Here is a 24,532-nt window from a genome sequence, read left to right as displayed (position 1 = left end):
CGTGGCCGCCCGGCAACTGAAGCAGCGGAAGAAGGAGGAGCGCCGATGCGGGTGGCGTTGCACTCGGTCCTCAAGGAGGGCCAGGAGTCCGGTTATGAGCAGGTGCACGCCACGGTCCCGGAGGACCTGCTGGCGGCGCTGCGCCGGGCCGGGATCACCGACTGGCGGATCTGGCGCAGCGGACGCCATCTCTTCCACCTCGTGGACTGCGAGGACTTCGCGGCCGCGATGGCGGCGCTGGACGAGGACCCGGCCAACCAGCGCTGGCAGGAGTTCATCGGCGCGTACGTCGACCACTTCGAGGACACCGGCGGTTCCCCCGCCGAGGGGGAGCGGATGTCGCTCGGCGAGGTGTGGGAGCTGCGCGCCCAGGCCGAGGCCGCCGAGCGCGGATAGCCGGTGTCCCGGCTACGGGGTGTCTGGTGCGTGGCAGGGCTTCGCCCTGGGCCCTCGGGGTCTGGGGCGGAGCCCCAGTTGTGGGAAGGGGCGGGGAGGGGAGTAGCCCGCCGCAGGCGTCACGACGATCGGCCGAACCGGCGGAGCTTACCGATCCGGATCGTTCGGCGCAGCCATTCATCAGACCTTGAGTACGGGTGAGAACGGGGCGAACGCGTCCACGTACGACGTGGTGGCCCCGCGCGGGGGCGTGGCGGAACGCGGCAAGCGCTCCGCACACGCCTGCCGCGCATCCCCGACTGGAGGTCAGTGAGTTGAGCCACCGACGTGTGAACAAGCGGACCCTCGCCATTTCCGGAGCCGCCATCACCGCGCTCGGGGCAGCCGCCATCATGCTGCCCAACGCGAACGCGAACCCGGACGAGACGTCGGGCGCCAAGACCTTCTCGTCCCCGGCCGCGGTGAAGCTCGCGAGGAGTCTCGCCTCGGACCTCGGTGACAACGGCGCGGGCTGGTACTACGACAACGGCAACCGCCAACTGGTCATGAACGTGGTCGACGAGGACTCCGCCGAGTCCGTCCGGGCCAAGGGCGCCGTGGCGAAGGTCGTCCAGAACAGCATGGCCGATCTGAAGACCGCCACCCAGACGCTGAGCAGCGACGCGTCGGTGCCCGGCACCGCCTGGTCGATCGACCCGGTCACCAACAAGGTCCAGGTGACCGCCGACCGGACGGTGACCGGCACGAAGTGGGACACGCTGACCAAGGCCACGGGCCAGATGGCGGGCACGGTCAGCGTCAAGCGCAGCACGGGCGAGTTCAAGAAGTTCGACGGCGAGGAGACCGCCGGTGCGGCGGGCGGTGCGGATGACGCCGGTGCGGGTGGCGCCGGAGAGGCCGCGGGCGGTGCGGGTGATGCCGCCGGTGCCGCCGGTGGCGCCGGTGACGCCGCGGGCGGTGCGGGTGACGCCGGGGGCGGCGGGGACGCCGCGGCCGGTGGGCTCGACGGCGGCGATGCCATCTTCGGCGGTGGTGCCCGCTGTTCCCTGGGCTTCAACGTCAGCGTCGACGGCGCGCCGGGCTTCCTGACCGCGGGCCACTGCGGCAACGAATCCCAGACCTGGACCTCGGACGAGGCCGGTGCCCAGCAGGTGGGCACGGTGCAGGACTCCAAGTTCCCCGAGAACGACTTCGCGCTGGTGATGTACGACGACGCCACCACCCAGCCGTCCAGCACGGTCGACCTCCAGAACGGCAACACCCAGGAGATCGGGCGCGCCGTCGAGGCGAGCGTGGGCCTGAAGGTGCAGCGCTCCGGCTCCACGACCGGAGTCACCGACGGCACGGTCACCGGCCTCAACGCCACGGTGAACTACGGCAACGGCGACATCGTCAACGGCCTCATCCAGACCGATGTGTGCGCCGAGCCCGGCGACAGCGGTGGCGCGATGTTCGCCGAGGACGCGGCGGTCGGGCTGACGTCCGGCGGCAGCGGCGACTGCACCCAGGGCGGCGAGACGTTCTTCCAGCCGGTGACCGCCGCGCTGGAGGCCACCGGAGCGGTCATCGGCGCGGACGGCGGCGGCGCCGGTGGCGGTGACGCGGCCGGTGGTGCTGGTGACGCGGCGGGCGGTGCTGGTGACGCGGCGGGCGGCGCCGGTGACGCCGCAGGCGCGGGCAACGCCGGAGCCGGTGACGCGGGCGCTGGCGATGCGGGCGCCGGTGACGCGGGCGCGGCCACCGGGGCCGGTGACACCGGCAGCGTCGCGGGCCAGGGCCTCAACTGATCCGGCCCACCCCATGAACGAGGTCCCGGGCGCCCTCCTGCCCCAGTGCCCGGGGCCTCCCCTTTCCCTACGGCCTGTTCCCTACGGCCTACGAGTTTCCCTACGGCCTACGAGACGACCTACGACCCCCCCCGGTGCCCTAGCCGGAGACCGGAAGCCCCGCCGCCCCGGCCGCCGCGCCGAGCACCTCGCGCAGCATGGCCGGGGTGAGCCGTCCGGTGAAGGTGTTCTGCTGGCTCACGTGGTAGCAGCCGAAGAGCGTGAGCGGCGGCCCGTCGTCGGCCGCCCGCAGCGTGGCCCGCGCGCCGTGTCCGAACACCGGCCGGGGCCGGGGCACGGCCCATCCGGCGGCCTCCAGGGCGGGCATCACGGCCTGCCAGCCGAACGCGCCGAGTACTACCGCGGTCCGCAGCGTCGGCCGCAGCAGCCGCAGCTCGCGGGCCAGCCACGAGCGGCAGGTGTCCCGCTCCTCGGGGGTGGGCCGGTTGGCGGGCGGGGCGCAGTGCACCGGCGAGGTGATCCTGACCCCGTACAGCTCCAGACCGTCGCCGCGGTGGGTGGCGGTCGGCTGGCTGGCCAGCCCCAGGTCGTACAGCGCGGCGTACAGGAAGTCGCCGGCGCGGTCGCCGGTGAACATCCGGCCCGTGCGGTTTCCACCGTGGGCGGCCGGTGCGAGCCCCACGATCGCCACCCCGGCGTCCGGTGGCCCGAACCCGGGCACCGGCCGCCCCCAGTACTCCCAGTCGGCGTAGGCCCGGCGCTTGGTGCGGGCGGCCTCCTCCCGCCACTGGACCAGCCGGGGGCAGGCACGGCAGTCGATGACCCGTGCGTCCAGCTCGGCGACGGTTTCGGCGCCGGGGGCCTGACGGGCGGGGTAGGAGGGGTCGGATTCGGAAGTGGTCATGTTGGGGGCTGGTGCCCCGTGTCCTTGCGCAGGAAACGCCGCAGCCGGGTGAGCGACCAGGTGTTGATGACATCGTCCGGGGTCAGCCAGCCCCGCTGGGCCATGCCCACCCCGTACCGCATGTTGTCCAGATCCCGGGTCGAGTGGGCGTCGCTGTCCAGGGCGAACACCACCCCGTGCGACTTGGCCCGCAGGATGTTCTCGTCCGACAGATCGAGCCGGTCCGGATGTGCGTTGATCTCCAGCGCGGTGCCGGTGCGGGCGCAGGCGGCGAACACCTCGTCCAAGTCGGCGTCGATACCGGGCCGTTTGCCGATCAGCCGGGTGGTCGGATGGCCGATGATATGCACATGCGGGTTCTCGCAGGCCCGCACCAGCCGCCGGGTCATGGCCTTGCGGTCCAGGCCGAACTGGGTGTGCACGGAGGCCACGCACAGGTCGAAGTCCTCGAGGAACTCGGGCGGCCAGTCCACGTCCCCGTCGACGTCGATGTTCAGCTCCACACCGTGCAGCAGCCGGGTGTCCCCGCGGCCACGCCCCCGGTCGAGTGCGCGCACCCGCTCCCGCTGCGCCAGCATCTTCTCCTCGGTCATCTGCTGCATATACAGCTTGGGCGCGTGATCGGTGATGGCGTAGTACGCGTAGCCGCGCCGCTCCGCCTTGGCGATCATGTCCTCCAGCGACTCCAGCCCGTCGGTGAGGTTGGTGTGGGTGTGCAGATCGCCCCGGAGGTCGGACTCCTCGACCAGCCGGGGGAGTTGGCCTTCGAGGGCCGCCTTGACCTCGCCCCGGTCCTCGCGCAGCGCCGGCGGGATCCAGTCCATGCCGAGCCGGGCGTAGACGTCCTCCTCGCTCCGTGAGGCGACGGTCTTCCCGCTCTTGGTCTCGAAGAGGCCGTACTCGGAGAGTTTGAGGCCATGGCGCACCGCGATCGCGCGGATGCGGATGTTGTGTGCCTTGGAGCCGGTGAAGTAGAGCAGTCCCGCGCCCCAGGAGTCCAGCGGCAGGACCCGCAGATCCACCTGGAGCCCCTTCGTGGTGCGGATCGAGGTCTTCTTCTGGCCGTGGGCGATCACCTCGGAGGTCAGCGGCAGCCGGGTGAACGCCTCCATGAACGGGCCGGATTCCTCCGCCGCCACCAGGATGTCCACATCGCCCACGGTCTCCCTCATCCGGCGCAGCGACCCGGCGTACGCACACCGCCGGCAGCCGGGCACCTTGGACAGCGTGGAGACGATGTCATCGGCCACGTCCATGGCCTCGTCGAGCGGGATGCGGTTGCCCGCGGCACGCATCAGCCCGATGCCGTGCAGGATGTTCTCCTCGGACTTCGGCCCGAAGCCCTTGAGGTCGCGCAGCTGATGGTCCTCGATGGCCTGGGCCAGCTGGTCGATGGAGGAGATCTCCAGCTCCTCGTAGAGGATCATGGCCTTCTTCGGCCCGAGCGCCGGGATGGCGGTCAGCTCCCGCACCCCGGCCGGGATCGCGGCGCGCGCCTCCTCGACGGCGGGCATGGTCCCGGTGTGCAGGTACTCGACCACCTTGTCGGCGATCGACCGGCCCACGTTGGGGATGTCCCGCAGCGCCTTCGCGTCGAACTGCGAGATGTCGGCCGCGTGGCCGCCGATCGCACGGGCGGCCTTCTCGTACGCACGCGCCCGGTACGCGTCCCCGCCCGTGATCAGGAGCAGATCGGCGTATTCGCGCAGGAGGGCTTCGACCTCCTCGTTGGAGCGAGCCATGACAGCGATTTTAGTCGGCTCTGGCGATCCCGGTGAGGTGGAGGGATCCTGGTGTCAGGAGCGAAACGGCGATCCGCGCGAGTCGGGTCGACCGGTTTTCTGCCGTGTGTTTCCCCGGGTTTGGGGGAGGTCATGGACGTTGGATTCCTGAAGCCGTTGTTCGACCGCCCCGGTCCATGGGCGGGCGTGTACATGGACACTTCCCGCAGCACGGAGGACGCGCCCAGGCGGCGCAGGCTGCGGGAGCGGTTCGTGGCGGATCAGCTGACCGGCCAGGGCGCCGACCGCGCCACCTGTGACGCGGTGATCGAGCGGCTGGCCGGTGAGCAATGGGCCAGGGCGTCCGCGGGGCGGGCGCTGTTCGCCGCGGACGGCGAGGTGGTGCTCGACCTGCCGCTGGCCACGTCCCCGATCGATGTGGTGACGTCCTGGTCGATGCTGCCGCGAGTGGCGCCGCTGGCCGCGTTCCGCGGTGAGTGGCCGGCCTGTCTGGTGGCCTTCGTCGACCAGGCGGGGGCCGATCTGGAGCTGCGGGACGACACCGGTGCCCGCCCGGCGGGGCGTGCCGGGGGCCGCAGAGCGCATGGCCGGGGCCATCGGTCGGTGCCCGCCGACCGTTTTGAGTGGCACTACCGCAACCGGGTCGGGAACACCTGGGAGCAGACCGCCGACCGCGTGGCCGACGAACTGATGCGGCAGTGGACGGACACCGACGCCGACCTGCTGATCCTGGCCGGTGACGCGCGCGAGCGACGGGCCGTACGCGACCGGCTGCCCGAGCCGCTGCGGGCCAAGACGGAGGAGACGCGCCACGGCAGCAGGGCCGCAGGCTGCTCCGAGCAGCTGAACGCGGAGATCGACCACGCTCGGGCGGAGTACGCCCGCGCCCATCTGGAGACGGTCCTCGACCTCTTCCGCGCCGGCCGGGGCCGCCCCGGCGGACCGGCCCTGGGCGGACACGACGGCACCGGGCCGCCGAGCAGCGGTGCGGCGGAGGGCGTACCGGCGGTGGTGGAGGCCATGCGCCGCCACCAGGCGGCCACGCTCCTGCTGGGGCACGCGGGGGGCGATATGCGCCACGAGGTGTGGATCGGGCCGGACGCCGATCAGATGGCCGTGCAGCGCTCCCAGGCGCGCGCCATGGGCGTCAGAGCGCCCGAAGCCGCCCGCGCGGACGACGCGCTGATGCGGTCCGCGACGATGGCCGACACCGAGGTGCTGGTGGTGCCCGAGGGTCTCCAGGGACCGGCCGGAGGCCTGGGCGCGGTGCTGCGCTGGCACGCCTGAACGACCCGCGAGGCCGAGCGCGGCCAGCGCCCCGCGCCCGCCGCGTTGGCTGCCCCGCGCCTGGTCCGCACTGGCCATGCCCAACCCCGCTGGCCCCGCCAGTGCGACCGCGCCGCGCGTGGCCGTGCCGCGCCGGGCTGCGTCGCGCTTGGCTGCGTCGCGTCTGGCCGTGCCGCACCCGACCGCATCGCGCTTGGCTGCGCCGCGCACCTGACCGCGTCGCGCTTGGCCACGCCGCACCCGACCGCGTCGCGCGTGGCCGCGCCGCGCACCTGGCCGCGTCGCACTCAACCGTGCCGCGCGTGACCGCGTCGCACCCGACCGCGCAGCACCGCGGCCCCGCACCCCATTGCGCTATCCGCCGGAAGGGCATTCTCGGCGGGGCTGGTTGACATGGCTCGCTCAGCTCTCTACCGTCCGTTGGTTGTTAGGAAACCTACTTAACCAATGTGCTGCCTGCCCCCAGGGAGACATCCGTGGTCCTCCGTCCGGCACCATTCCGGCGGCGGGCGCGAGCCCGCGTCCGGCGCGCTCTGACCGCCTCGCTCGCGGTCGGCGGCCTGCTCCTCACCGTCTCCCTCACCACGGGCGCCGCGCCCCCGCGCGGCGGCCCGGCGGCGGGCGGTCCGACCCCGGTGACCCGGGTGGGCGCGGCGCCCGGCACCGCGACGCCGCTCGCGGGCTTCGCCACGCAGTCCTCGGCCAAGGTGTCCGACACCCCCGCGGCCATCTCCACCCCCGGCTACCCCGCGTCCGGCTGGCACTCGGTGGGGCCCCGGTCGACGGTGCTCGCCGGGCTGCTCGCGGCCGGTGCGTACCCGGATCCGTTCTACTCGACCAACCTCGAGAAGATCCCCGCGGCCGACTTCACCGTCCCCTGGTGGTATCGCGGCGACTTCACCGTGGCCGACCCCTCCCGCCGCACCTATCTGGACGTCAGCGGTGTGGTGTCCGCCGCCGATGTGTATGTCAACGGCGTCCAGGTGGCCACCAAGGACCGGATCGCCGGTGCGTACACCCAGCATGAGCTGGACGTCACCGAGCTGGTCAGGGCGGGGGCCAATACGGTGGCGTTCCGCGTCCAGCCCAACGATCCGCGCAAGAACCTCACGATGGGCTGGATCGACTGGCTGCAGCCCCCGCCCGACGAGAACATGGGCATCGTCCGCGATGTGCTGGTGCGCCGTGGCGGCCCGGTGGCCCTGCGCGACGCGCATGTGACGACCCGGCTGGACACCGAATCGCTCGCCTCCGCCGAGCTCACCGTCAAGGCGCGGGTCCGCAACGACTCCGCCTCGTCGGTCACCGCCACGGTCTCCGGCACGGCCGGCCCCGCGGCCATCAGCCGCACGGTCTCGCTCGCCCCGCACGAGACCAAGGCCGTCGCCTTCACCCCCGCCGACTTCCCCCAGCTGCGCCTGGACCGGCCCAAGGTGTGGTGGCCCGCCGGGATGGGCGGTCAGCCGCTGTACGACCTCGACCTCACCGCCACCGTCTCGGGCACCTCCTCCGACACCGCCCACCACAGCTTCGGCATCCGCGACGTCAAGGCGCCGCTCAACGCCGACGGTGCCCGTCAGTACCGGATCAACGGACGCCCGCTGCTGATCAAGGCGGGCGGCTGGTCCCCCGATGTGTTTCTGCGCTGGGACGCCCGCTCGGTGGAGGACCGGCTGAAGTACACCCTCGACCTGGGGCTGAACACCGTCCGCCTCGAAGGCCATATCGAGCCGGACGAGTTCTTCGACCTCGCCGACCGCTACGGCGTCCTGACCCTCCCCGGCTGGGAGTGCTGCGACAAGTGGGAGGGCCAGGTCAACGGCGATGAGACGGGGGAGAAGTGGACCCCCGCCGACTACCCGGTCGCCAAGGACTCGATGGCCGCCGAGGCGGCGCGGCTGCGCGACCACCCCAGCGTCATCTCCTTCCTCATCGGCAGCGATTTCGCCCCCGACGCCACCATCGAGAAGAACTACCTGGACGCCCTCAAGGCCGCCGACTGGCCGAACCCGGTGATCCCCGCCGCCTCCGCCAAGTCCTCACCGCAACTCGGGAAGTCCGGCATGAAGATGACCGGCCCCTACGACTGGGTCCCGCCGGACTACTGGTACGCCAAGCGCGAGGGCGGCGCCACCGGCTTCAACTCCGAGACCAGCGCCGGACCCGACATCCCCACCCTGGACACGCTTCGTCGCATGATGTCCCCGAGCGAACTGGAGACCCTGTGGCGGGATCCGTCGGCCAAGCAGTACCACCGGTCCCCGTCCGCCACCTTCGGTGACCTCAAGCTGTTCGACAACGCGCTGATCGGCCGCTACGGAAAGCCGACCGGGCTGACGGATTACGTGCGCAAGGCCGGGCTGGCACGGTACGAGGCGGTGCGCGCCCAGTTCGAGGCGTACGCGCGCAACTTCTCCGACACCTCCCGGCCCGCCACCGGTGTCGTCCACTGGATGCTCAACAGCGGCTGGACCTCGCTCCACTGGCAGCTCTTCGACCGCTTTTCGGATCAGGGCGGGGCCTACTACGGCGCCAAGAAGGCCAATGAGCCGCTGCACATCCAGTACTCCTACGACTCCCGCTCGGTGGTCGTGGTCAACAGCGAGCACACCGCGGCCACCGGTCTCACCGCCCGGGTCAGCCTCTACACCCCCGACGGCACCCGGAAGTTCGACCAGAGCGCCACCGGCCTCCGGGTGCCGGGCGACGGTGGCAAGGCCACCGCGCTCACCGTCCCGGCCGATGTGAGCGGGCTGTCCGGCGCCTATCTGGTCAAGCTCCAGCTCACCGATGGCGCGGGCAAGGAGGTCAGCCGCAATGTGTACTGGCTCTCCACCGAGAAGGACGTGCTCGACTGGGACAACACCGACTGGTACTACACCCCCACCACCTCGTACGCGGATCTGACCGGGCTCGACGACATGGCCGAGGCGCCGGTGTCCGCCACCGCCACCACGACCGGCGGGCCGGACTCCACCGCTACCACGACCGTCACCCTGCGCAACACCGGGAGCGGGCGCACACCGGCACTGCTCGTGGACGCCCATCTGGTGAACGGCTCGGGCAAGCCGGTCCTGCCCGTTCGCTGGTCGGACAACGAGGTGAGCCTGTGGCCGGGCGAGTCGGTGACGCTCACCGCCACCTATCGCACGGCGGACCTGGGCGGTTCGGCCCCCTCGGTGCGGATCTCGGGCTGGAACACCGCCACCCGCACCGTCCCCGCGACCGCCAAGACCCGCTGAGCGGCAATGTCCTGAAATCGTGTCGAAAGGAATTTTTTCGGCGAGTCCGATGCATGGAGCAAGTTCACACTTTTGTATGCTTTCTCCAGCGCGTCGTTCCCTCGTGTCGGACAGTCACTGTCCGTACGTTCACGAAAGGGGCTCCATATGCACACCATGGAGGTTCGCCCGCCGGTACCCAGCCGTTCCAGCAGCAGATGGCGTCGATACGGCCGACTCGCCGCCGCCAACTTCGTCCGGGGTGCCTCGTACGCGTGCGGCACCGCGGCCATCGGTCTGATGGCGTGGTGGGTGCAGACCCGCTGACACCCCCCGCCCCACCCCGCCATCCCGTCCCGAGCCGGAGCCCCTGACCCTGATCGTCCGCGGTCCGCCGCGACGGCCACTCACGGCCGTCGCGGCGGCCGGGCTACGCCTGAGGATGTGGCTGCGACCGGAAGCGGGGGAAGCGCGTCCCCCGGTGCTCGGCGCGCGGGGCGCCGGGTCCGCCGAGACTGGTGCGCAGCTGGATGCCGTGCATGATCTCGATGATGCCCAGCGCGAGCAGCCAGATACCGGCCACCACGGTGAGCGCCGTGATCGAGCCGAAGGGCGCCACGATCAGGATGATCCCGCCCAGGATGGTGAGCACACCGAGGAACAGCTGCCAGCCCCGGGCGGGCAGGTCCTCACCGGAGATCGCCATGGCGGTCTGCATCACGCCCCGGATCAGCCAGGCGAAGCCGATCCACAGCGCGAGCAGCAGGATCGACTGGGCCGGCGCCCGGAAGCAGAGCAGTCCCAGCAGCACACTCAGCGCGCCGGTGACGAAACTCAGCACCCGCAGATTCCTCGGAATATGCGAACCGAAGGCCCCGGCCAGCTGGAAAATCCCGCTGATCAGCAGATACGCGCCGAACAGGGCGCCGATCACCACCAGGGAGGGACCCGGCCACGCAAGCACCATGATACCGAGCGCGATCGCCACCAGACCCGCGGTCACCAGGACCTGCCAGGTGGTGTTGGACAGCATGTTCTGCATCGTGGCGTAGGGGGTGCCCTCCTCGGAGGGCCGCTCTCCCGGCCGGCCGTAGGGTTCCTCGCCGGGCCGCCCGGCGCCATGCGGACTGTCGGAGGAGTAAGTCATGGTCGTCCACCTCCTCGGGGGGACAAGATGGCCGTAGCCCACAGATCCATCGTCCCTCCGTGCCGGTTCCAGCGCCTCGCGGGCGGTGGAACCGCATGGCAAGGTGGTGGTGAGGCCGTGTCCTGGTGCGCGTCATAGGGAGGCCCGCATGGACGACCGGGAGTTCTTCCAGACGGTGGCGGACCGCACCCAGCTGTCACGGCAGGAGGCGGCGGATGTCACCCGCGCCACGCTCGAGACCCTGGCGGCCCGCCTGAGCGCGGGCGAGGCCCGCGAGCTCGCCCAGGAGCTGCCCGGACACCTCCGGGAGTCCCTTCGGCGCGGGCCCGGGGAGATGGAGATCTTCGACCCCGAGGAGTCGGTCCGCAGGGTGCACCTGCGCACCGGGCTGTCCGAGCCGGAGGCCGACCGGGGTGTCCGGGCGGTCCTCGCCACGCTCCGGGAGGCCGTCTCCGCCGAGGAGTACGGCCACGCCATGTCCCAGCTGGGCAGCGAGTTCGCGAGGATGGCGGAGTCCGCGCGCTGACCCGCCCACGGGCGGACGGGCTCATCCGGCCCGCCAGCCGCTCCACCGCCCTACGGTGATCTCCACGACCGGCCCGCACGGCGCCCGGTCCCGGTACTGGGCCGGGTAGGTGTCCACGAGCAGCCGGACGTAATCCGAGGACACCGGCGACTCGTCGGCCGGTGGCAGGACGCGGGCCGTGCCGTCGGCGCGCGCCCACCACAGGTGGTCCCAGTTCTCGTCGTAGTCGTCCACCAGGAGGCATACGGCGGGGTGGGCGCGGATGTTGTCCAGGCGCTTCAGCCGGGTTGTCCGCTTCGGCTTGTGGTCGACGGCCGTCACCACCGTGTCGCCGGTCAGCGCGAAGACCACCGGCACCAGATGCGGGCGGTCCTCGGCGCCGACCGTGGCCAGCCGGGCCAGCCTGGCCCGTGCGAAGCGCTCCCGCGCCTGCGCGCTCGTCAACTGCGGCATCGCGACCCCCGGCACCTCACTGGAACCGGGCGGCGATCCGGGCCATCGAGTCCAGCCGTGCGATCGTCTCCGCCTCCGGCATCGTCGGCAGATAGAACAGCGCCCGCTCCACACCGATGCGCTGATACCCCTCGGCCACCTCGGCGTCCTCGGGCATCGCGTACAGCGTCACCGGCACCTCGCGGCCGGCCACCTCGCGCATCCGCTCGATCTGCGGGCGCAGCTCCTCGGGGGATCCGCTGTTGGCCAGCCAGGCGTCGCCGACGGCGGCGATCCGCCGGAACGCGGCATCGCCGCCACCACCCACATAGATCGGCGGATGCGGCCGCTGGACCGGCTTGGGCCACTGGAAGACGGGGTCGAAGTTCACGAACTCCCCGTGGAACTCGGCCTTTTCCTTCGTCCAAAGCTCGCGGATCGCCCGCAGCCGCTCGTCCATCAGCCGGCCCCGGGTGGATGGATCGGTCCCGTGGTTCTCCATCTCCTCGCGGTTCCAGCCCGCGCCGACCCCGAAGACGGCCCGTCCGTCCGAGATCAGGTCGAGGGAGGCCACTTCGCTCGCGGTGGTGATCGGATCCCGCTGCACCAGCAGGGCGATACCGGTCCCCAGCAGCAGCCGCCGGGTGACCGTGGCGACCGCGGCCAGTGTCACGAACGGGTCGAGGGTGCGGTAGTAGACCTCCGGCAGGTCCCCGCCACCCGGATAGGGGGTACGGCGCTCCACCGGGATATGGCTGTGCTCCGCGATGAAGAGCGCGTCGAAACCGCGCTCCTCCAGAGCCCGCCCCAAGGGGGCGGGCCGGATGCCCTGGTCGGTGACGAACGTGGATACGCCGAACTTCACTGCGGCTCCCTGGGACGGTGCGTGGATGATCTACGTGAACCACATGGGTACCCGGCCGCGCGGAAACCGCAACGCCGCGCACGAGTGACACGGCCGGGTGGCGGGCGGGCCGGCCGGCGCGGGCCCTACGACCGGGACTCGCCCGGACCGAGGAGGACACCGCGCCCCGCGTAGAACCGCCCGAGGTCGCCCCAGGGGACCTCGGCGAAGCGCTGGGAGCCGTCCGGGAAGCCCGACGGGTTGTGCACGAGAAGATGGTCCGGGGTGGCGCCGACGGCCAGCACCAGATGGCCACCCCGGTGCGGCGGCCGCGGGTCCAGGGCGCGGAGGGAGGGGTGGACGGACAGCATCGCGAGCCGCCCGGCCGCGAGATGTCCTGGCAGCTCCTCGGCCGGAAGCTGGGGCCGGGACTCGGCGAACAGCTCCCAGCGCCGTCGCGCGTAGGCGGCGAACGGGGCATAGACAAGCCCGTCCACCCGGTCCGGATGGCGCACGTACGCCCCCGCCTCGACACACTCCTCGGCGAGTGTCACCGCGGGTGGCGCGGTGCCGCGCCAGTGGTCCAGCGCCATGCGCAGACACGCCATCCCGCACAGCCGCCACGACCAGAAGGCGTACTCCTCCGGGCTCGCGGCCCCGGACTTCTGCCACAGCGGATCGTCGGCCGCCGACAGGGTGCCCGCGATGATGCCGGGCACCAGGCCGGGCGACTCCCACTGGGCGTAGTAGGGCACGGGGTGGATGAGGGAAACCGGGGTCTCGGGCATGCGCGCCAGTCTTCCCGAACTCCGCCCGCCGCGCCCCGGCCTCCGCTCAGCCGCCCGTGGCGAAGCCCGGGAAGAGGGTCATGCCGCCGTCCACGTAGAGGGTGGTGCCCACCACGTAGTCGCACAGGTCGGAGGCCAGGACGACGGCGGCGTTGGCGATGTCCAGGGTGTCGCCCACGCGGCCGTACGGGATGAGCCGCAGGAGGGAGTCGCGCGCCTCGGGGGTCTGCCAGGCGTCGCGGTTGATCGGGGTCTTGATGGCGCCCGGCGCGATCGCGTTCACCCGGATCTTATGGGGTGCGAACTCCTGGGCCAGGGTCTGCGTCAGCATCGCCACACCGCCCTTGGACGACGCGTAGTTCACATGGCCGGCCCAGGGGATGGTCTGGTGCACCGAGCTCATGCAGATGACCTTCCCGGCCGCCCGCGACACCTCCGGGACCACACCGCGCCGCAGGAACTCCTTGATGGCCTCCCGGGCGCACAGGAACTGGCCGGTGAGGTTGACGGAGATGACCTTCTGCCACTGCTCGAGCGTCATCTCGGTGGTGGGCGCGTCCCGCTGGAGTCCCGCGTTGGCGACGAGGATGTCGATGGTGCCCAGGCGGTCGACCATGGTGGACACCAGGTCGGTGACCTGGTCCTCCTGGGACACATCCGCCTGATGGGCATAGGCCCGCACACCGTGGCTCTGGATCTCGGCGACGACGGCCTCGGCGGCCGGCCGGTCGCTGGCGTAGTTGACCACCACATCGGCGCCGGAGCGTCCCAGCGCGATCGCGGTGGCCTTTCCGATCCCCGAGTTCGCCCCGGTCACCAGCGCCTTCTGCCCCTTGAGGAGTTCCGGGACGCGCACCGGAGGAGGACGATCGGGATTGCTGTTCACTGGCTCGGTCTCCTTCGTTGGTCCGTCACCCGCCGCCCCGACCCTCGCAGCCCGCCGGGGGAGCCGTAGCCCCCCACGGCGCCACGGTCACCCGCTAAGGCGATGCACATCGTTCCAGCGGCGCAACGTGGCGACCGGCTCAGTTGGCCTCCGCGAGCGCCTGAGCGCGCAGGGAGGAGCAGGTGCGGTTGATGAGCCGTGAGACGTGCATCTGGGAGATGCCCAGCTGCTCGGCGATCCGGCTCTGTGTCATATCGCAGAAGAAACGCATGTAGAGGATCTGCCGCTCCCGGTCGGGGAGCCGGCTGAGACCGGGGCGCACGGCCTCGCGCTCCACCACCCGATCGTACGCGGGCTCCTGGGCGCCGAGCGTGTCCGCCAGCGAGTAGCCGTCGTCGGCGCCGGTCAGCTGGGCGTCCAGGGAGAGCGGGGTGAAGCTGCCCATGGCCTCCATGCCGGCGCGCACCTCCTTCTCGGTAAGCCCGGTCCGCTCGGCGATCTCCTGGGCCCGCGGCGGCCGGTCGTCCACCCCGTGGGACAGCTCGCGGTGGGCGGCCCGCACCCGGTTGCGCAGTTCCTGGACCCGGCGGGGGACGTGCAGCACCCACAGGTGGTCCCGGAAGTGGCGCTTGATCTCGCCGACGATCGTGGGCACCGCGAACCCGGCGAAGGCGGTGCCGTGTTCCGGGTCGTACCGCTTGACGGCCTTCACCAGGCCGAGCGCGGCCACTTGCTGCAGATCCTCCAGGGATTCGCCGCGGTTGCGGTACTGCCGGGCCAGCCGTTCGGCCATCGGCATCCACGCCTCCACCACCCGGCGGCGCAGCGCCTCCTTCTCCGGGCCGTCGGGGAGCCGGGCCATTTCCGCGAACTCGGCGCCGGTGTCCGGCGCGTCGTCGTGCGGGTGCTTCGTGGGGCCGGTCTGGGGCCGTGTCATGTCCTGCGTCGCGGTCGTCATGGAACACACCTCCTGCGATGGGCTGACGGGTCACCTGGGACCGGGAGTGCATCGCGGGAGGTTCACGGGGACGTGCGGACTGGCGCGCCGCCGCGGTCTGGAGCGTTGCAGACTGCTCCCGCGGTGCGTGCCTACGGTCCGAAGCACGAATATCCGCCTGCCCTTGGCCTCCAGGGGCAAACAAAGTTCTTCCGGACCGGTTGACGACGTGGCACACGGGTGCGAACGCCCGGTCCGGGTGTCCGCCGCGGGGGCCGGGCTCAGCCCAGCAGCGCGGCCACCGTCATCAGCACCGGCGGCGCGAGCAGGGTGGACAGCAGGATCGACTCACGGGCCAGGACGGTGGCGGTCTGATACCGGGAGGCGTAGGTGAACAGGTTCTGAGCCGCCGGTAGCGCGGAGGTGACGACGGCGGCGAACAGCGCCGGGCCGCTCAGTCGGAACACACCCGCCGCGATGGCCCACGCCACCACCGGCTGGGCGAAGGACTTCAGCGCCACCGACAGCAGCACCGGCCCGCGCTCCTCGCCGCGCCCGGGGAGCTGACTGCCCGGCAGCGAGATCCCGAAGGCCAGCAGTACGGCGGGCACGGCCATGCCGCCCAGCAGCGAGAGCGGTTCCATGACCGGCCCGGGGATCCGCCAGCCCGTGGCGGACACCAGGACACCGGACAGCGAGCCGATCACGATGGGGTTCCGGAACGGGCTGGTCAGCCTGCGGATCAGCGAGGGGCGCGTATCGGGGCGGGAGAGGTCGATGACCGTCAGCGCGATCGGGGTCATGACGAGCTGCTGGAAGAGCAGCACCGGGGCGATCAGGCTCGCGTCGCCCAGGACGTACATCGCGATGGGGATGCCGAGGTTGCCCGCGTTCACATAGCTCGCGCACAGCGCGCCGATCGTCGTCCGGCCGACGCTCCACCGCCGTACGGCGCCGACGGCCACGAACGTGCCCGCGACCACGAACGTGCTCAGGGCCGTCACCAGCAGCGGTGTGGAGACGACGGCGGAGAGGTCGGCCTTGGAGAGCGTGGTGAACAGCAGCGCGGGGGAGGCCACATCGAAGGAGAGCTTGGTGAGCACCTCGCGGCCGTGGACGCCCAAAGAGCGGCGGCGCCCGATGACATAGCCGGTGACGATGATGGTCGCGATGACACCGAAGCCGGTGATCACACCGCCCACTGCGCCTCCGCCCCACCGCGGCCGGAGCCGCCCGCGCGGGGTGCCGCGGGGTCTCGTCCGCTCGTCGTGGTGGTCGAGGGCCAGGGCGCGGCGGTCATCAAGGGCGTCTTCCGGGTGCGTAGGGTCAGCATGCACCCTACAAGTAATTCGGCCGCCGCGCTGTGACGTCGCTGACGGGCGGGGGTATCCGGGCTCAGGTGATGGTGAGGGTGCGGCCCCGCTTGGCCAGCGAGCTGTTGCCCGCGAAGACCCGGATCTCGCCCTTCTGCAGCAGGAACCGGCCGTGCGGGTCCTGGGTCCAGAAGCCCAGCTCCTCGGCGCTCAGCCGGAACCGGACCGTGGTGGCCTTCCCCGGACCGAGGCCGACCCGGCGGAAGCCACTGAGCCTGCGCACCGGTTGCACGATGCTCGCCACCGGATCGCGGATGTACAGCTGCACCACCTCATCGCCCTTGCGCCGCCCGGTGTTGCGCACCGCCACCGCGACCTCGACGGTGTCGCCCTTGCGCAGCGCCTCGGCCCGGATGCGGCTGACGCTGAGCCGGGGTTCGCCGATGTCGAAGGTGGTGTAGCTGAGGCCGTGGCCGAAGGGGAACTGGGGCCCGTTGGCCAGGTCGAGGTACTTGGAGGTGTAGTGGTTGGCCCGGTCGTAGGGGCGTCCGGTGTTCTCGTGGTTGTAGTAGATGGGGATCTGCCCGACCGTGCGCGGGAAGGTCACGGGGAGCTTGCCACCGGGGTTCACGGTGCCGAAGAGCACATCCGCGATGGCGTTGCCGCCCTCGATCCCCGGATGCCACGCCTGCAGCACGGCGGGCGTGCGGTCCAGCCAGCCCTCCATCGTCAGCGGACGTCCGCTGAGCAGCACCACCACGAACGGCGCGCCGGTGTCCGCGATCGCGGAGATCAGCCGCTCCTGCCGGCCGGGCAGGCCGAGGTCGCTGCGCACGGACGCCTCCCCGCTGAGCGTCGCCGGCTCACCGACCACCACCACGGTCACATCGGTCGCCCTCGCCGCCGAGGCCGCCCGTGCGATGCCCCGGGTGTTCCGGCCGGAGGCGTCCACGCCCTCGACATGGCTGATCCGGGCCTTCGGTGCCGCGTCCTTGACCGCGTCCAGCACGGTGACCGGGCGGAACTTCTCGGCCCAGGTCCCGGCCCAGGAGCCGCGCAGATCGGTGGAGTCGGCGAAGGGGCCGACGACGGCGATGGAGCCCGATCTGTCCAGCGGGAGCGTGGACTTCTCGTTCTTGAGCAGCACCATGGTGCGCCCGGCCGCCTCACGGGCCGCCGCCCGGGACGCCTTCGTGGGCCCGGCGATCGCCCTGTCCTCGTCCGCGTAGGGGTGCTCGAAGAGCCCGAGCCGGAACTTCAGCCGCAGGATGCGGGCCACCGCGTCGTCCAGCCGCTCGGTGGTGATCTCACCCCTGCGCAGCAGCCGCTTGCCGTACTCATTGATGGTGGTGCTGGCCATCTCCATGTCGATCCCGGCGTTGAAGGCCAGCCGGGCGGCGTCGGAGCGGTCGGCGGCGTAGCCGTGGACGATCATTTCCTGAACGCCGTTGTAGTCGCTGACGACGAAGCCGCCGAAGTCCCACTCCTCCTTGAGGATCTCGGTCAGCGCATGCCGGTAGCCGTGGGCGGGGACCCCACTGACGGTGTTGAAGCTCGCCATGACGGTGGCCACCCCGGCGTCCGCGGCCGCCCGGAACGGGGGGAGGTAGAAGTTGCGCAGCCGGGCCTCGGAGACATCCACCGTGTTGTAGTCGCGGCCTCCCTCGACGCCCCCGTAGGCGATCATGTGCTTGGCGCAGGCCGCGAGGTGGCGCCGGGAGCGCAGGTCATCGCCCTGGTAGGCGTGGGTCTTGGCGGCCGCTAGCCGCGCCGCCAGATACGGGTCCTCGCCGTCGCCCTCGGCGATCCGCCCCCAGCGCGGTTCATGGGTGACGTCCATCATCGGCGAGAACGCCCAGTGCACCCCGTTGGAGCGGGCCTCCCGCGCCGACACCTCCGCGTCCCACTCGGCCACCGCGGGATCGAAGGCGGCGGCCTGGGCGAGGGGGATCGGGAAGGTGGTCCACATGCCATGGATGACATCGAGCCCGAAGATCAGCGGAATGCCCAGCCGGGACTCCTCGACGGCCATCCGCTGGAGCGTGTTGGTGGTGCGGGCCCCGTAGATGTTGAGCACGGAGCCGAGCCTGCCCCTGCGGGCCGCCTTCTCCGCGGCGGCGGTCTGCCCGCCACCGGGCCCGGTGGCGCCGGTCCAGGCGAGCTGCTGGAGCTGGCCGAGCTTCTCGTCGACGGACATCCGCGCCATCAGCGCCTGGATCCTGGTCTCGTACGGGCCGGGTTCCCGCCCCGGCCGGGCCTGGCCGGCGGAGGGGCCGGGCGGGGCCTGGGCATGGGCGGCCGCGGCCTTGCCCGCGATGGCCGTCCCCCCGGCCGCGGCGAGCACCGTACGTCTGCGCACATCGTTCATGGTCTTCGTCCTGGTCTTCGGCGATCGGTTCTCCCCGAGCCCGGTTTCCTCAAGACCATGCCGGTCACGACCCCGCGCGGGATGTGGGCCGCCACCCGGGTCTTCTGCCAACGTACGACAGGATCGGGCTCCGGGCCCCCGGTACACCCGGCGCCGAGACCTGCGTGTGCTCACCGTGTCCGGGCGGCTGCACTCCGGCACCCCACCTCGTCGAAGGCGCCCTCGCCGATGAACCGCCCCGTCAGGCCCGGCGCTCGTCCATGCCCGCCATCAGGGCCTGGTGGCTCATCCGTACATGCTCCCGCATCACCCGCTCCGCGCCGTCGCCGTCCTTGGCCCGGATCAGATTGAGGACGCGATGGTGCTCATCGTCGGACTCGTCCAGCCGGCCGGGCCGGGAGAGCGAGGTGCGTACCAGCCGGGCGTAGGCCAGCTGGTTCATCAGGGTGCGGTAGTGCGCCTCCAGCTTGCTGTTGTCCGCGCCCACCACGATCAGATCGTGGAACTCGTGGACCAGCGCCGCGTACTGCTCGGCGTCGCCGTCCCGGACGGCCGCGTCGGCGGCCTTCATATTGGCCTCGAGCCGCTCCACTTCCGGTACGTTCCCGCGGAAGGCGAGCAGCCGGGCGGCGGCGCCCTCCAGCAGCTCCTTCATCTGGAACAGCTCGGTGAGCTCGCGCCGGGACGGTACGGCGACGAACGTGCCGACCCGTGGCCGCACCTCGACCAGGCCCTCGATCTGGAGCTGTTTGAGGGCCTCGCGAATGGGCGTCCGGCTGACGCCGAAGGTCTCGGACAGCGCCATCTCGGAGAGGCTGGAGCGGGGCGGCAACTCACCACTGATGATCATCTGCCGCAGCTCTTCGGCGACCCTCGCCTGCATGCTGGTCTGCTGAAGCCGCTTCCCGGTGGGTCGTTGCATGGCACGGGACCCTAGGTGTGGCCATCGCTTCCCGTCAACTGTGGGAACGCAGGTGTGTTGTGCCATACAACAACCCTTCCTCGGTCCAGGGGGGGCGGGGGTCTCAGGACCTCAGGACCTCAGGGACTCAGGAGCTCAGAACCTCAGGACCTCAGGATGAAGGGATCCCCGGCGGGCTTCTCGCTGGTGTTGATCCAGACGCTCTTCAGCCGGGTGTACTCCCGGATCACCTCCGTGCCGTGCTCGGTCCCCATCCCGCTGGTCTTGAACCCGGCCCGGGGCGACATCGGCGACATCGAGCGATAGGTGTTGGCCCACACCGTCCCGGCCTCCAGCCGCGCGGCCATCCGGTGCACCCGGTTCACATCCCGGGTCCACACGCCCGCCGCCAGGCCGTACGCGGAGTCGTTGGCGATCGCCAGCGCCTCCTCCTCGGAACCGAAGGGCATGACGGTCGCGACCGGCCCGAAGATCTCCTCCTGGCAGATCCGCATCCCGTTGTCGGTGCCGGTGAAGACGGTGGGAGAGTAGAAGTACCCGTCGAGACCGGTCTCGGGCCGCCTGCCGCCGCAGACCACCTTTCCGCCCTCGGCCTGCCCCAGCTCGACATACGACTCGACCTTCTCCAGCTGCTCGGCGATGGCGAGCGGGCCGAGCTCGGTGGTCTCCGCCAGCGGATCGCCGATGCGGATCGTGGCCGCCCGTGCCGTCACCCGTTCCAGGATCTCTTCGTACACCTCCCGGTGCACCAGCACCCGGCTGCCCGCCACACAGGTCTGACCCGCGGCCGCGAAGACGCCCGCGATCACGCCCATGGCGGCCGAGCCCAGGTCGGCGTCCGGGAAGATGATGTTGGGCGACTTCCCGCCGAGCTCCAGGGTGCAGCCGATCAGCCGGTCGGCGCAGGTGCGGGCGATCCGGCGGCCGGTCCCGCTGGAGCCGGTGAAGGTCACCTTGGACACGCCGTCGTGCTCGGTCAGCGGCCCGCCCGCCTCCGGGCCGTACCCGGTGACCACATTGACCACCCCCGGCGGGAACCCCGCCTCCTCGAAGAGCGGTGCGAGCGCCAGCAGCGAGGCCGAGGTGTGCTCCGAGGGCTTGACCACCACCGTGTTCCCCGCGGCCAGGGCCGGGGCCAGCTTGGTGGTGGTGAGCAGCAGCGGGGAGTTCCAGGGGGTGATGGCGCCGACCACGCCCACCGGCTCGCGCAGGGTGTAGTTGAGCAGTTCGCGGCTCGCACCGGGGATCACCTCGCCCTGGATCTTGTCGGCGAGTCCCGCGTAGTAGTGGAAGTACTCGGGCAGCCCGGCCAGTTGGGCCCGCATCTCGCGCAGCAGCTTGCCGTTGTCGAGGGTCTCGGTGCGGGCCAGCCGCTCCGCGTGCTCACCGATCAGATCGCCCAGGTTCCGCAGCAGCCGACCGCGCCGGGTCTGGCTCAGATCGCGCCAGCGCGGATCCTCCAAGGCGGTGCGGGCGGCGCCCACCGCACGGTCCACATCGGCGGCGGTGCCGCGCGCCGCCTCGTACCAGGGCTCGGCGGTGGCCGGGTTGACGCTCGCGAAGTAGCCGCCTTCGGCGGGGGCGGTCCACTCGCCCGCGATGTAGTGGTCATGGCGCGGCAGGGGGTTCATGAGCGTTGGGACTCCTGTCCGGTGGGGGTTCCGGGGTGGGTTCCGGTGGTGTGGCTGGGGTGGGTTCCGGTGTGGCCTCCGGTCTGGCTTCCGGCGTGGCTTCCGGTCTGGGTGAGGATCACGTCGGTCAGCTCCCGGGGGCGTTCCAGCGGCAGCAGATGGCGGGCGCCGGGCACGATCACCGCCCGGCCGCCGGGGATCCGCTCGGCCAGCCGGTGCGACATGGCCGGGGTCGAGCCGGGGTCCCGCTCGCCGGTCACCGCCACGGTGGGCGCGGCGATCCGGGGCAGCCACCGCCACAGCGCGGTGTCGGCGGTCGCGAAGACCTGGTAACAGGCCAGGTAGGAGGCCCGGTCGTTGGCCAGCAGCGTATCGAGCACCTGCCGTGCCAGATCGGGCTCCTGGGCCCGCCAGGCGGGCGAGAACCAGCGGTCGACCGCCGCCCACGCGGACGCCCCGAAGTCCTGGGCGGCCAGCTCCTGGCGGCGGGCCACCGCCGCGCGCTCCTCCTCCGACCGGCCCGCGACCGAGCTGACCAGGGTGAGCGAGGCGGTGAGCTCCGGCCGGTCAAGACCCAGCCGCTGGGCGACCAGGGCGCCGAGCGAGAAGCCGACGACATGGCTGGGGCCGCTCAGCAGCGCCCCGACATCGGCGGCCAGCTCGGCGAGCGACACCCCGGCCGCCGCGGCCGGGGAGGCGCCGTGGCCGCGCAGATCGACCAGCGTCACCCGGTGCCGGGCCGCGAGGGCCGGGAGGCACCGGTCCCACATACGGCGGTCGAGGCCGACGCCGTGCAGCAGCACCAGCTCCGGGCCGTCGCCGTGCGCTTCGTGGCTCAGCGCCACCGGGGCACCGGCCCGGGAGGCCGGGACGCGCGCCCGGACACCCGCCTCGGACCTGCCCATGTCACTCACCGCCTGCTCACCGCTCCGTCGACAGCGGCGCCAGCCGGGCCTGGGGGCGGCCCTGGGCGGCCGCCGCCAGCCCGACGACGATCTCGTCGGCGCGTGGCCCGTCCGCCACCCGCACCTCGATGCTCTGGTGGTGCGAGCGGATGGTGGCGTCGGTGATGTGCTTGAGCGGGATGTCGAAGACCGTGCCCGCGGCGGCCCGCTTCTCCACGGCCGGGAGCAGCGTGGTGGCGTTCGCCGCGCGGCGGAAGTGGTCGCCGAACTTGAGCGTGTGGATCAGCGCGGAGCCATGCTCGACCTCCCCGTCGAGACCCACGATCGCGGCCTTCCCGTACGCCTCCACCGGCGCGCCCAGGGCCTCGACCACGCGGGGCGCCAGCAGCTCGCCCAGCTTCGGCGCCACCTCGTCGATCCCCGGCAGCAGATCCGCCACGAAGCCCTGACCTGCCCAGGGGTTCTCGATGACGGCGAGCACCACGGCCGTACGGGCGGGCGGGTCCACCGGGCGGCCGCCCTCGCTGTGGATGTCCTCGGTGAAGGTGATGATCTTGCGGATATTCACGTCACGGTCTCCAGGTCGTCCAGGTCGGCGAGGCGGATGAGGGGGTCGGTGGCGCGGTCCCCGATTCGGGCGTTCGGACGGGGGCCGGACGCCCCGGCCGCGATGACGACGATCTCGTCCGGGCGGGGCGCGTCGGGGATACGGATCTGGCAGGTCTGGTAGTGCGAGCGGGTCGCGGCCGCGGTCTTGTGCCACAGCGGCACGGTCAGCGGTTCACCGGCCGGCAGGCGGTCGTCGCTGAAGACGATGATCGAGGTGCCCTCGGTCAGCTCGCGGAAGACATTGCCGAAGAACGGGGTGTGGATCAGCGCGCCGCCGTGCTCGATCTCCCCGTCCAGACCGACGATCGCGGCCTTGCCGAAGGACTCGATCCGGTCGACCCCGCCCAGCGCCTCGCTGATCCGGTCGGTGAGCAGCCGGGCCAGCCCCGGTGCGATCCGCTCGACCTCGGGCCCCAGGTCGGCGACGAAGCCGCCGCCGGCCCAGGGGTTGCTGATCACCGCGGCCGCCGCGACCCGGCGCACCGGCGCTGCGACCGGGCGGCCGAGCTCCAGCAGCAGCTCATCGGCGACGGTGACGACCTTGCGCAGCCGTGCCTCAGCCATGACCGCCACCGGTGGTGAACCGCGGCATGACCTTCTCGGCGAACAGCTCCAGGCTGCGCATGGCGTTGCGGTGCGGCAGACCGGGGTGGGTGGTCCACAGCAGCAGATGCTCCAGCCCCACCTCGTCGCGCAGCTCGGCGATCTTCTCCGAGACGTACTCGGGGGTGCCCACCAGCAGATTGCGCCTCTGGAGGAAGTCGAAGGACAGCTCATGGGCGTCGGTGAGCTCCTCGCCCGCCTCCATGAGGTTGGACAGCCCGCGCCAGTGCATGATCCACCGGTAGGTGGTCATCAGCGCCTCTTCGAACTCGGCGCGCGCCTGCTCCATGGTGTCGGCGACATACACATCGCGCACCAGGCCGATGCCCTCGCCCAGCGCGTACTCACGCCCGGACGCCTGGCTCGCGGTGTCCCGGTAGAGCTCGAACCGCTCCTTGAGCGCGGAGACCGGCGGCAGCCAGAAGAGTCCCTGGACACCGTCGGCCGCGGCGGACCTGATCGAGCGGGGGCTGTCGATCACCTGCCACAGCGGAGGGTGCGGCCGCTGCAGCGGAAACGGTGTGACCTGCATCTTCGTAATGACACCGGCGTCGGTGTACGCCGGGGTGGCGGGGGAGAGGGGGTGGTTCCACTTCACCCCGGGGGAGGGGAACTCGTAGAACCGGCCCTGGTGCGAGAAGAACTCGCCGCTCCACGCCTTGCGCAGGACCTCCACGGTCTCGTCGTACAGGGCGCGGTTCTGCTCCTGGTCGCGCGGGTCGGCCAGGGCGTTGAGGTTGAGCGCCTCGCGGCCGTACAGCCCCCGGCCGAGGCCGACCTCGACCCGGCCCCCCGAGAGCTGGTCGAGCATCGCGATGTCCTCGGCGAGCCGCAGCGGATGCCAGAAGGTGGCGATCGAGGCCGCCTGGCCGATCCGGATGTGTTCGGTACGGGCGGCGATGTCCGCCCCCATCAGCACCGGGTTCGGGGTGATCTCGATCGCCTCGTGCCCGAAGTGGTGTTCGGTGTACCAGGTAGACCAGAAGCCCGCCCGGTCCGCGGCGACCGCGAACTCCCGGGCTTCGTTCATGACTTCGGCGTACTCACCGAGACGGCCCGGGGCACCGAGGTTGTGGAATATCGAAAAGCGCATGCAGCGTCCGTCCTGTTCTTCCGGCTCACGCTGTGCCATGGCAGGGAGGCTAGGAGTCCGTATCGGGCCCGTCAAGGGCCGAGGTCAGGCAAACAACCGTGACCTGTGCTTTTAGTGAGCGCTCGGAACTTTCTTGGCTCATCTGTCTCAAGGTGTTGACAGCCGTCGATGGCCTTTCTACGGTCCTCTGC

22 protein-coding genes are annotated in these 24,532 nt (G+C 71.5%); 6 read left to right on the top strand and 16 right to left on the bottom strand.

Annotation, left to right across the window (positions count from 1 at the left end; all coding sequences use genetic code 11):
* The first annotated feature begins 45 nt into the window (after nt 1-45).
* Together J2Z30_RS14415 and J2Z30_RS14410 are read left to right on the top strand one after the other, a co-directional pair.
* Nucleotides 46-396, top strand: coding sequence for an L-rhamnose mutarotase (locus tag J2Z30_RS14415; protein ID WP_044567856.1), 351 nt, complete (start codon nt 46-48; stop codon nt 394-396).
* Nucleotides 397-725: 329 nt separating this feature from the next.
* Nucleotides 726-2,183 carry a S1 family peptidase gene (locus J2Z30_RS14410; RefSeq protein WP_044567855.1) on the top strand — a complete coding sequence of 486 codons (1,458 nt, stop codon included), beginning with the start codon at nt 726-728 and terminating at the stop codon, nt 2,181-2,183.
* Between the two features lie 139 nt (nt 2,184-2,322).
* On the opposite strand, the gene J2Z30_RS14405 is transcribed toward J2Z30_RS14410, so the two are convergent.
* Together J2Z30_RS14405 and polX are read right to left on the bottom strand one after the other, a co-directional pair.
* The gene (locus J2Z30_RS14405; protein ID WP_044567854.1) at nt 2,323-3,087 is read right to left on the bottom strand and encodes a uracil-DNA glycosylase; all 765 of its coding nucleotides are present in this window, start codon (nt 3,085-3,087) and stop codon (nt 2,323-2,325) included.
* Nucleotides 3,084-4,829, bottom strand: coding sequence for a DNA polymerase/3'-5' exonuclease PolX (gene polX / locus J2Z30_RS14400; RefSeq protein WP_044567853.1), 1,746 nt, complete (start codon nt 4,827-4,829; stop codon nt 3,084-3,086). The genes J2Z30_RS14405 and polX overlap by 4 nt, the downstream gene beginning before the upstream one ends.
* 132 nt (nt 4,830-4,961) lie before the next feature.
* Here polX and J2Z30_RS14395 point away from each other — a divergent pair, with 132 nt between their 5' ends.
* The 3 genes from J2Z30_RS14395 (at nt 4,962) to J2Z30_RS14385 (ending at nt 9,664) form a co-directional block, all read left to right on the top strand.
* Complete coding sequence (locus tag J2Z30_RS14395) at nt 4,962-6,116, top strand: baeRF2 domain-containing protein (protein WP_044567852.1); 1,155 nt, start codon at nt 4,962-4,964, stop codon at nt 6,114-6,116.
* 476 nt (nt 6,117-6,592) lie between these two features.
* Nucleotides 6,593-9,358: a glycoside hydrolase family 2 protein gene (locus tag J2Z30_RS14390; protein WP_052701193.1), complete on the top strand. Its 2,766-nt coding sequence runs from the start codon at nt 6,593-6,595 to the stop codon at nt 9,356-9,358.
* A 147-nt stretch (nt 9,359-9,505) separates the two neighbouring features.
* On the top strand, nt 9,506-9,664 hold the full coding sequence (locus tag J2Z30_RS14385) for a hypothetical protein (protein ID WP_164502469.1): 159 nt from the start codon (nt 9,506-9,508) through the stop codon (nt 9,662-9,664).
* Nucleotides 9,665-9,767: 103 nt separating this feature from the next.
* On the opposite strand, the gene J2Z30_RS14380 is transcribed toward J2Z30_RS14385, so the two are convergent.
* On the bottom strand, nt 9,768-10,484 hold the full coding sequence (locus J2Z30_RS14380; RefSeq protein WP_044567851.1) for an HdeD family acid-resistance protein: 717 nt from the start codon (nt 10,482-10,484) through the stop codon (nt 9,768-9,770).
* Between the two features lie 148 nt (nt 10,485-10,632).
* On the opposite strand from J2Z30_RS14380, the gene J2Z30_RS14375 reads away from it, so the two are divergent.
* Nucleotides 10,633-11,010 carry a DUF2267 domain-containing protein gene (locus J2Z30_RS14375; protein WP_044567850.1) on the top strand — a complete coding sequence of 126 codons (378 nt, stop codon included), beginning with the start codon at nt 10,633-10,635 and terminating at the stop codon, nt 11,008-11,010.
* A 21-nt stretch (nt 11,011-11,031) separates the two neighbouring features.
* Here J2Z30_RS14375 and J2Z30_RS14370 read toward each other — a convergent pair whose 3' ends face one another.
* The 13 genes from J2Z30_RS14370 to J2Z30_RS14310 all read right to left on the bottom strand — a co-directional run bounded on the left by J2Z30_RS14370 (nt 11,032) and on the right by J2Z30_RS14310 (nt 24,341).
* Nucleotides 11,032-11,463 carry a TIGR03668 family PPOX class F420-dependent oxidoreductase gene (locus J2Z30_RS14370; protein ID WP_044567849.1) on the bottom strand — a complete coding sequence of 144 codons (432 nt, stop codon included), beginning with the start codon at nt 11,461-11,463 and terminating at the stop codon, nt 11,032-11,034.
* Nucleotides 11,464-11,479: 16 nt separating this feature from the next.
* Complete coding sequence (locus tag J2Z30_RS14365) at nt 11,480-12,307, bottom strand: LLM class F420-dependent oxidoreductase (protein ID WP_044567848.1); 828 nt, start codon at nt 12,305-12,307, stop codon at nt 11,480-11,482.
* A 125-nt stretch (nt 12,308-12,432) separates the two neighbouring features.
* Complete coding sequence (locus J2Z30_RS14360) at nt 12,433-13,074, bottom strand: cysteine peptidase family C39 domain-containing protein (RefSeq protein ID WP_044567847.1); 642 nt, start codon at nt 13,072-13,074, stop codon at nt 12,433-12,435.
* Between the two features lie 46 nt (nt 13,075-13,120).
* Nucleotides 13,121-13,960, bottom strand: coding sequence for an SDR family oxidoreductase (locus tag J2Z30_RS14355; protein WP_044567846.1), 840 nt, complete (start codon nt 13,958-13,960; stop codon nt 13,121-13,123).
* Nucleotides 13,961-14,099: 139 nt separating this feature from the next.
* On the bottom strand, nt 14,100-14,918 hold the full coding sequence (locus J2Z30_RS14350) for a SigB/SigF/SigG family RNA polymerase sigma factor (protein WP_044567845.1): 819 nt from the start codon (nt 14,916-14,918) through the stop codon (nt 14,100-14,102).
* 260 nt (nt 14,919-15,178) lie between these two features.
* Complete coding sequence (locus J2Z30_RS14345) at nt 15,179-16,099, bottom strand: AEC family transporter (RefSeq protein WP_044567844.1); 921 nt, start codon at nt 16,097-16,099, stop codon at nt 15,179-15,181.
* A 193-nt stretch (nt 16,100-16,292) separates the two neighbouring features.
* Nucleotides 16,293-18,578 (bottom strand): glycoside hydrolase family 3 N-terminal domain-containing protein, encoded by a 2,286-nt coding sequence (locus J2Z30_RS14340; protein ID WP_107073241.1) that lies wholly within the window; start codon nt 18,576-18,578, stop codon nt 16,293-16,295.
* A 241-nt stretch (nt 18,579-18,819) separates the two neighbouring features.
* Nucleotides 18,820-19,500, bottom strand: coding sequence for a GntR family transcriptional regulator (locus J2Z30_RS14335; protein WP_044567843.1), 681 nt, complete (start codon nt 19,498-19,500; stop codon nt 18,820-18,822).
* Between the two features lie 143 nt (nt 19,501-19,643).
* Complete coding sequence (locus J2Z30_RS14330) at nt 19,644-21,131, bottom strand: aldehyde dehydrogenase (RefSeq protein ID WP_044567842.1); 1,488 nt, start codon at nt 21,129-21,131, stop codon at nt 19,644-19,646.
* On the bottom strand, nt 21,128-22,036 hold the full coding sequence (locus tag J2Z30_RS14325) for an alpha/beta fold hydrolase (RefSeq protein WP_078956475.1): 909 nt from the start codon (nt 22,034-22,036) through the stop codon (nt 21,128-21,130). Before J2Z30_RS14325 ends, J2Z30_RS14330 begins: the two co-directional genes overlap by 4 nt.
* A gap of 16 nt (nt 22,037-22,052) precedes the next feature.
* Nucleotides 22,053-22,604 carry an amino acid synthesis family protein gene (locus tag J2Z30_RS14320; RefSeq protein WP_020866230.1) on the bottom strand — a complete coding sequence of 184 codons (552 nt, stop codon included), beginning with the start codon at nt 22,602-22,604 and terminating at the stop codon, nt 22,053-22,055.
* A complete protein-coding gene (locus tag J2Z30_RS14315) occupies nt 22,601-23,209 on the bottom strand; it encodes an amino acid synthesis family protein (RefSeq protein WP_044580908.1) in 609 nt (202 codons plus the stop codon). The genes J2Z30_RS14320 and J2Z30_RS14315 overlap by 4 nt, the downstream gene beginning before the upstream one ends.
* Nucleotides 23,202-24,341 (bottom strand): LLM class flavin-dependent oxidoreductase, encoded by a 1,140-nt coding sequence (locus J2Z30_RS14310; protein WP_044567841.1) that lies wholly within the window; start codon nt 24,339-24,341, stop codon nt 23,202-23,204. The genes J2Z30_RS14315 and J2Z30_RS14310 overlap by 8 nt, the downstream gene beginning before the upstream one ends.
* Nucleotides 24,342-24,532 lie beyond the last annotated feature (191 nt).

The sequence above is a fragment of the Streptomyces iranensis genome, assembly GCF_017874715.1.
GTDB lineage: Bacteria > Actinomycetota > Actinomycetes > Streptomycetales > Streptomycetaceae > Streptomyces > Streptomyces iranensis.
The sequence above is the reverse complement of the archived record's forward strand: the minus strand, read 5'-3'. Positions and strand labels throughout refer to the sequence as shown.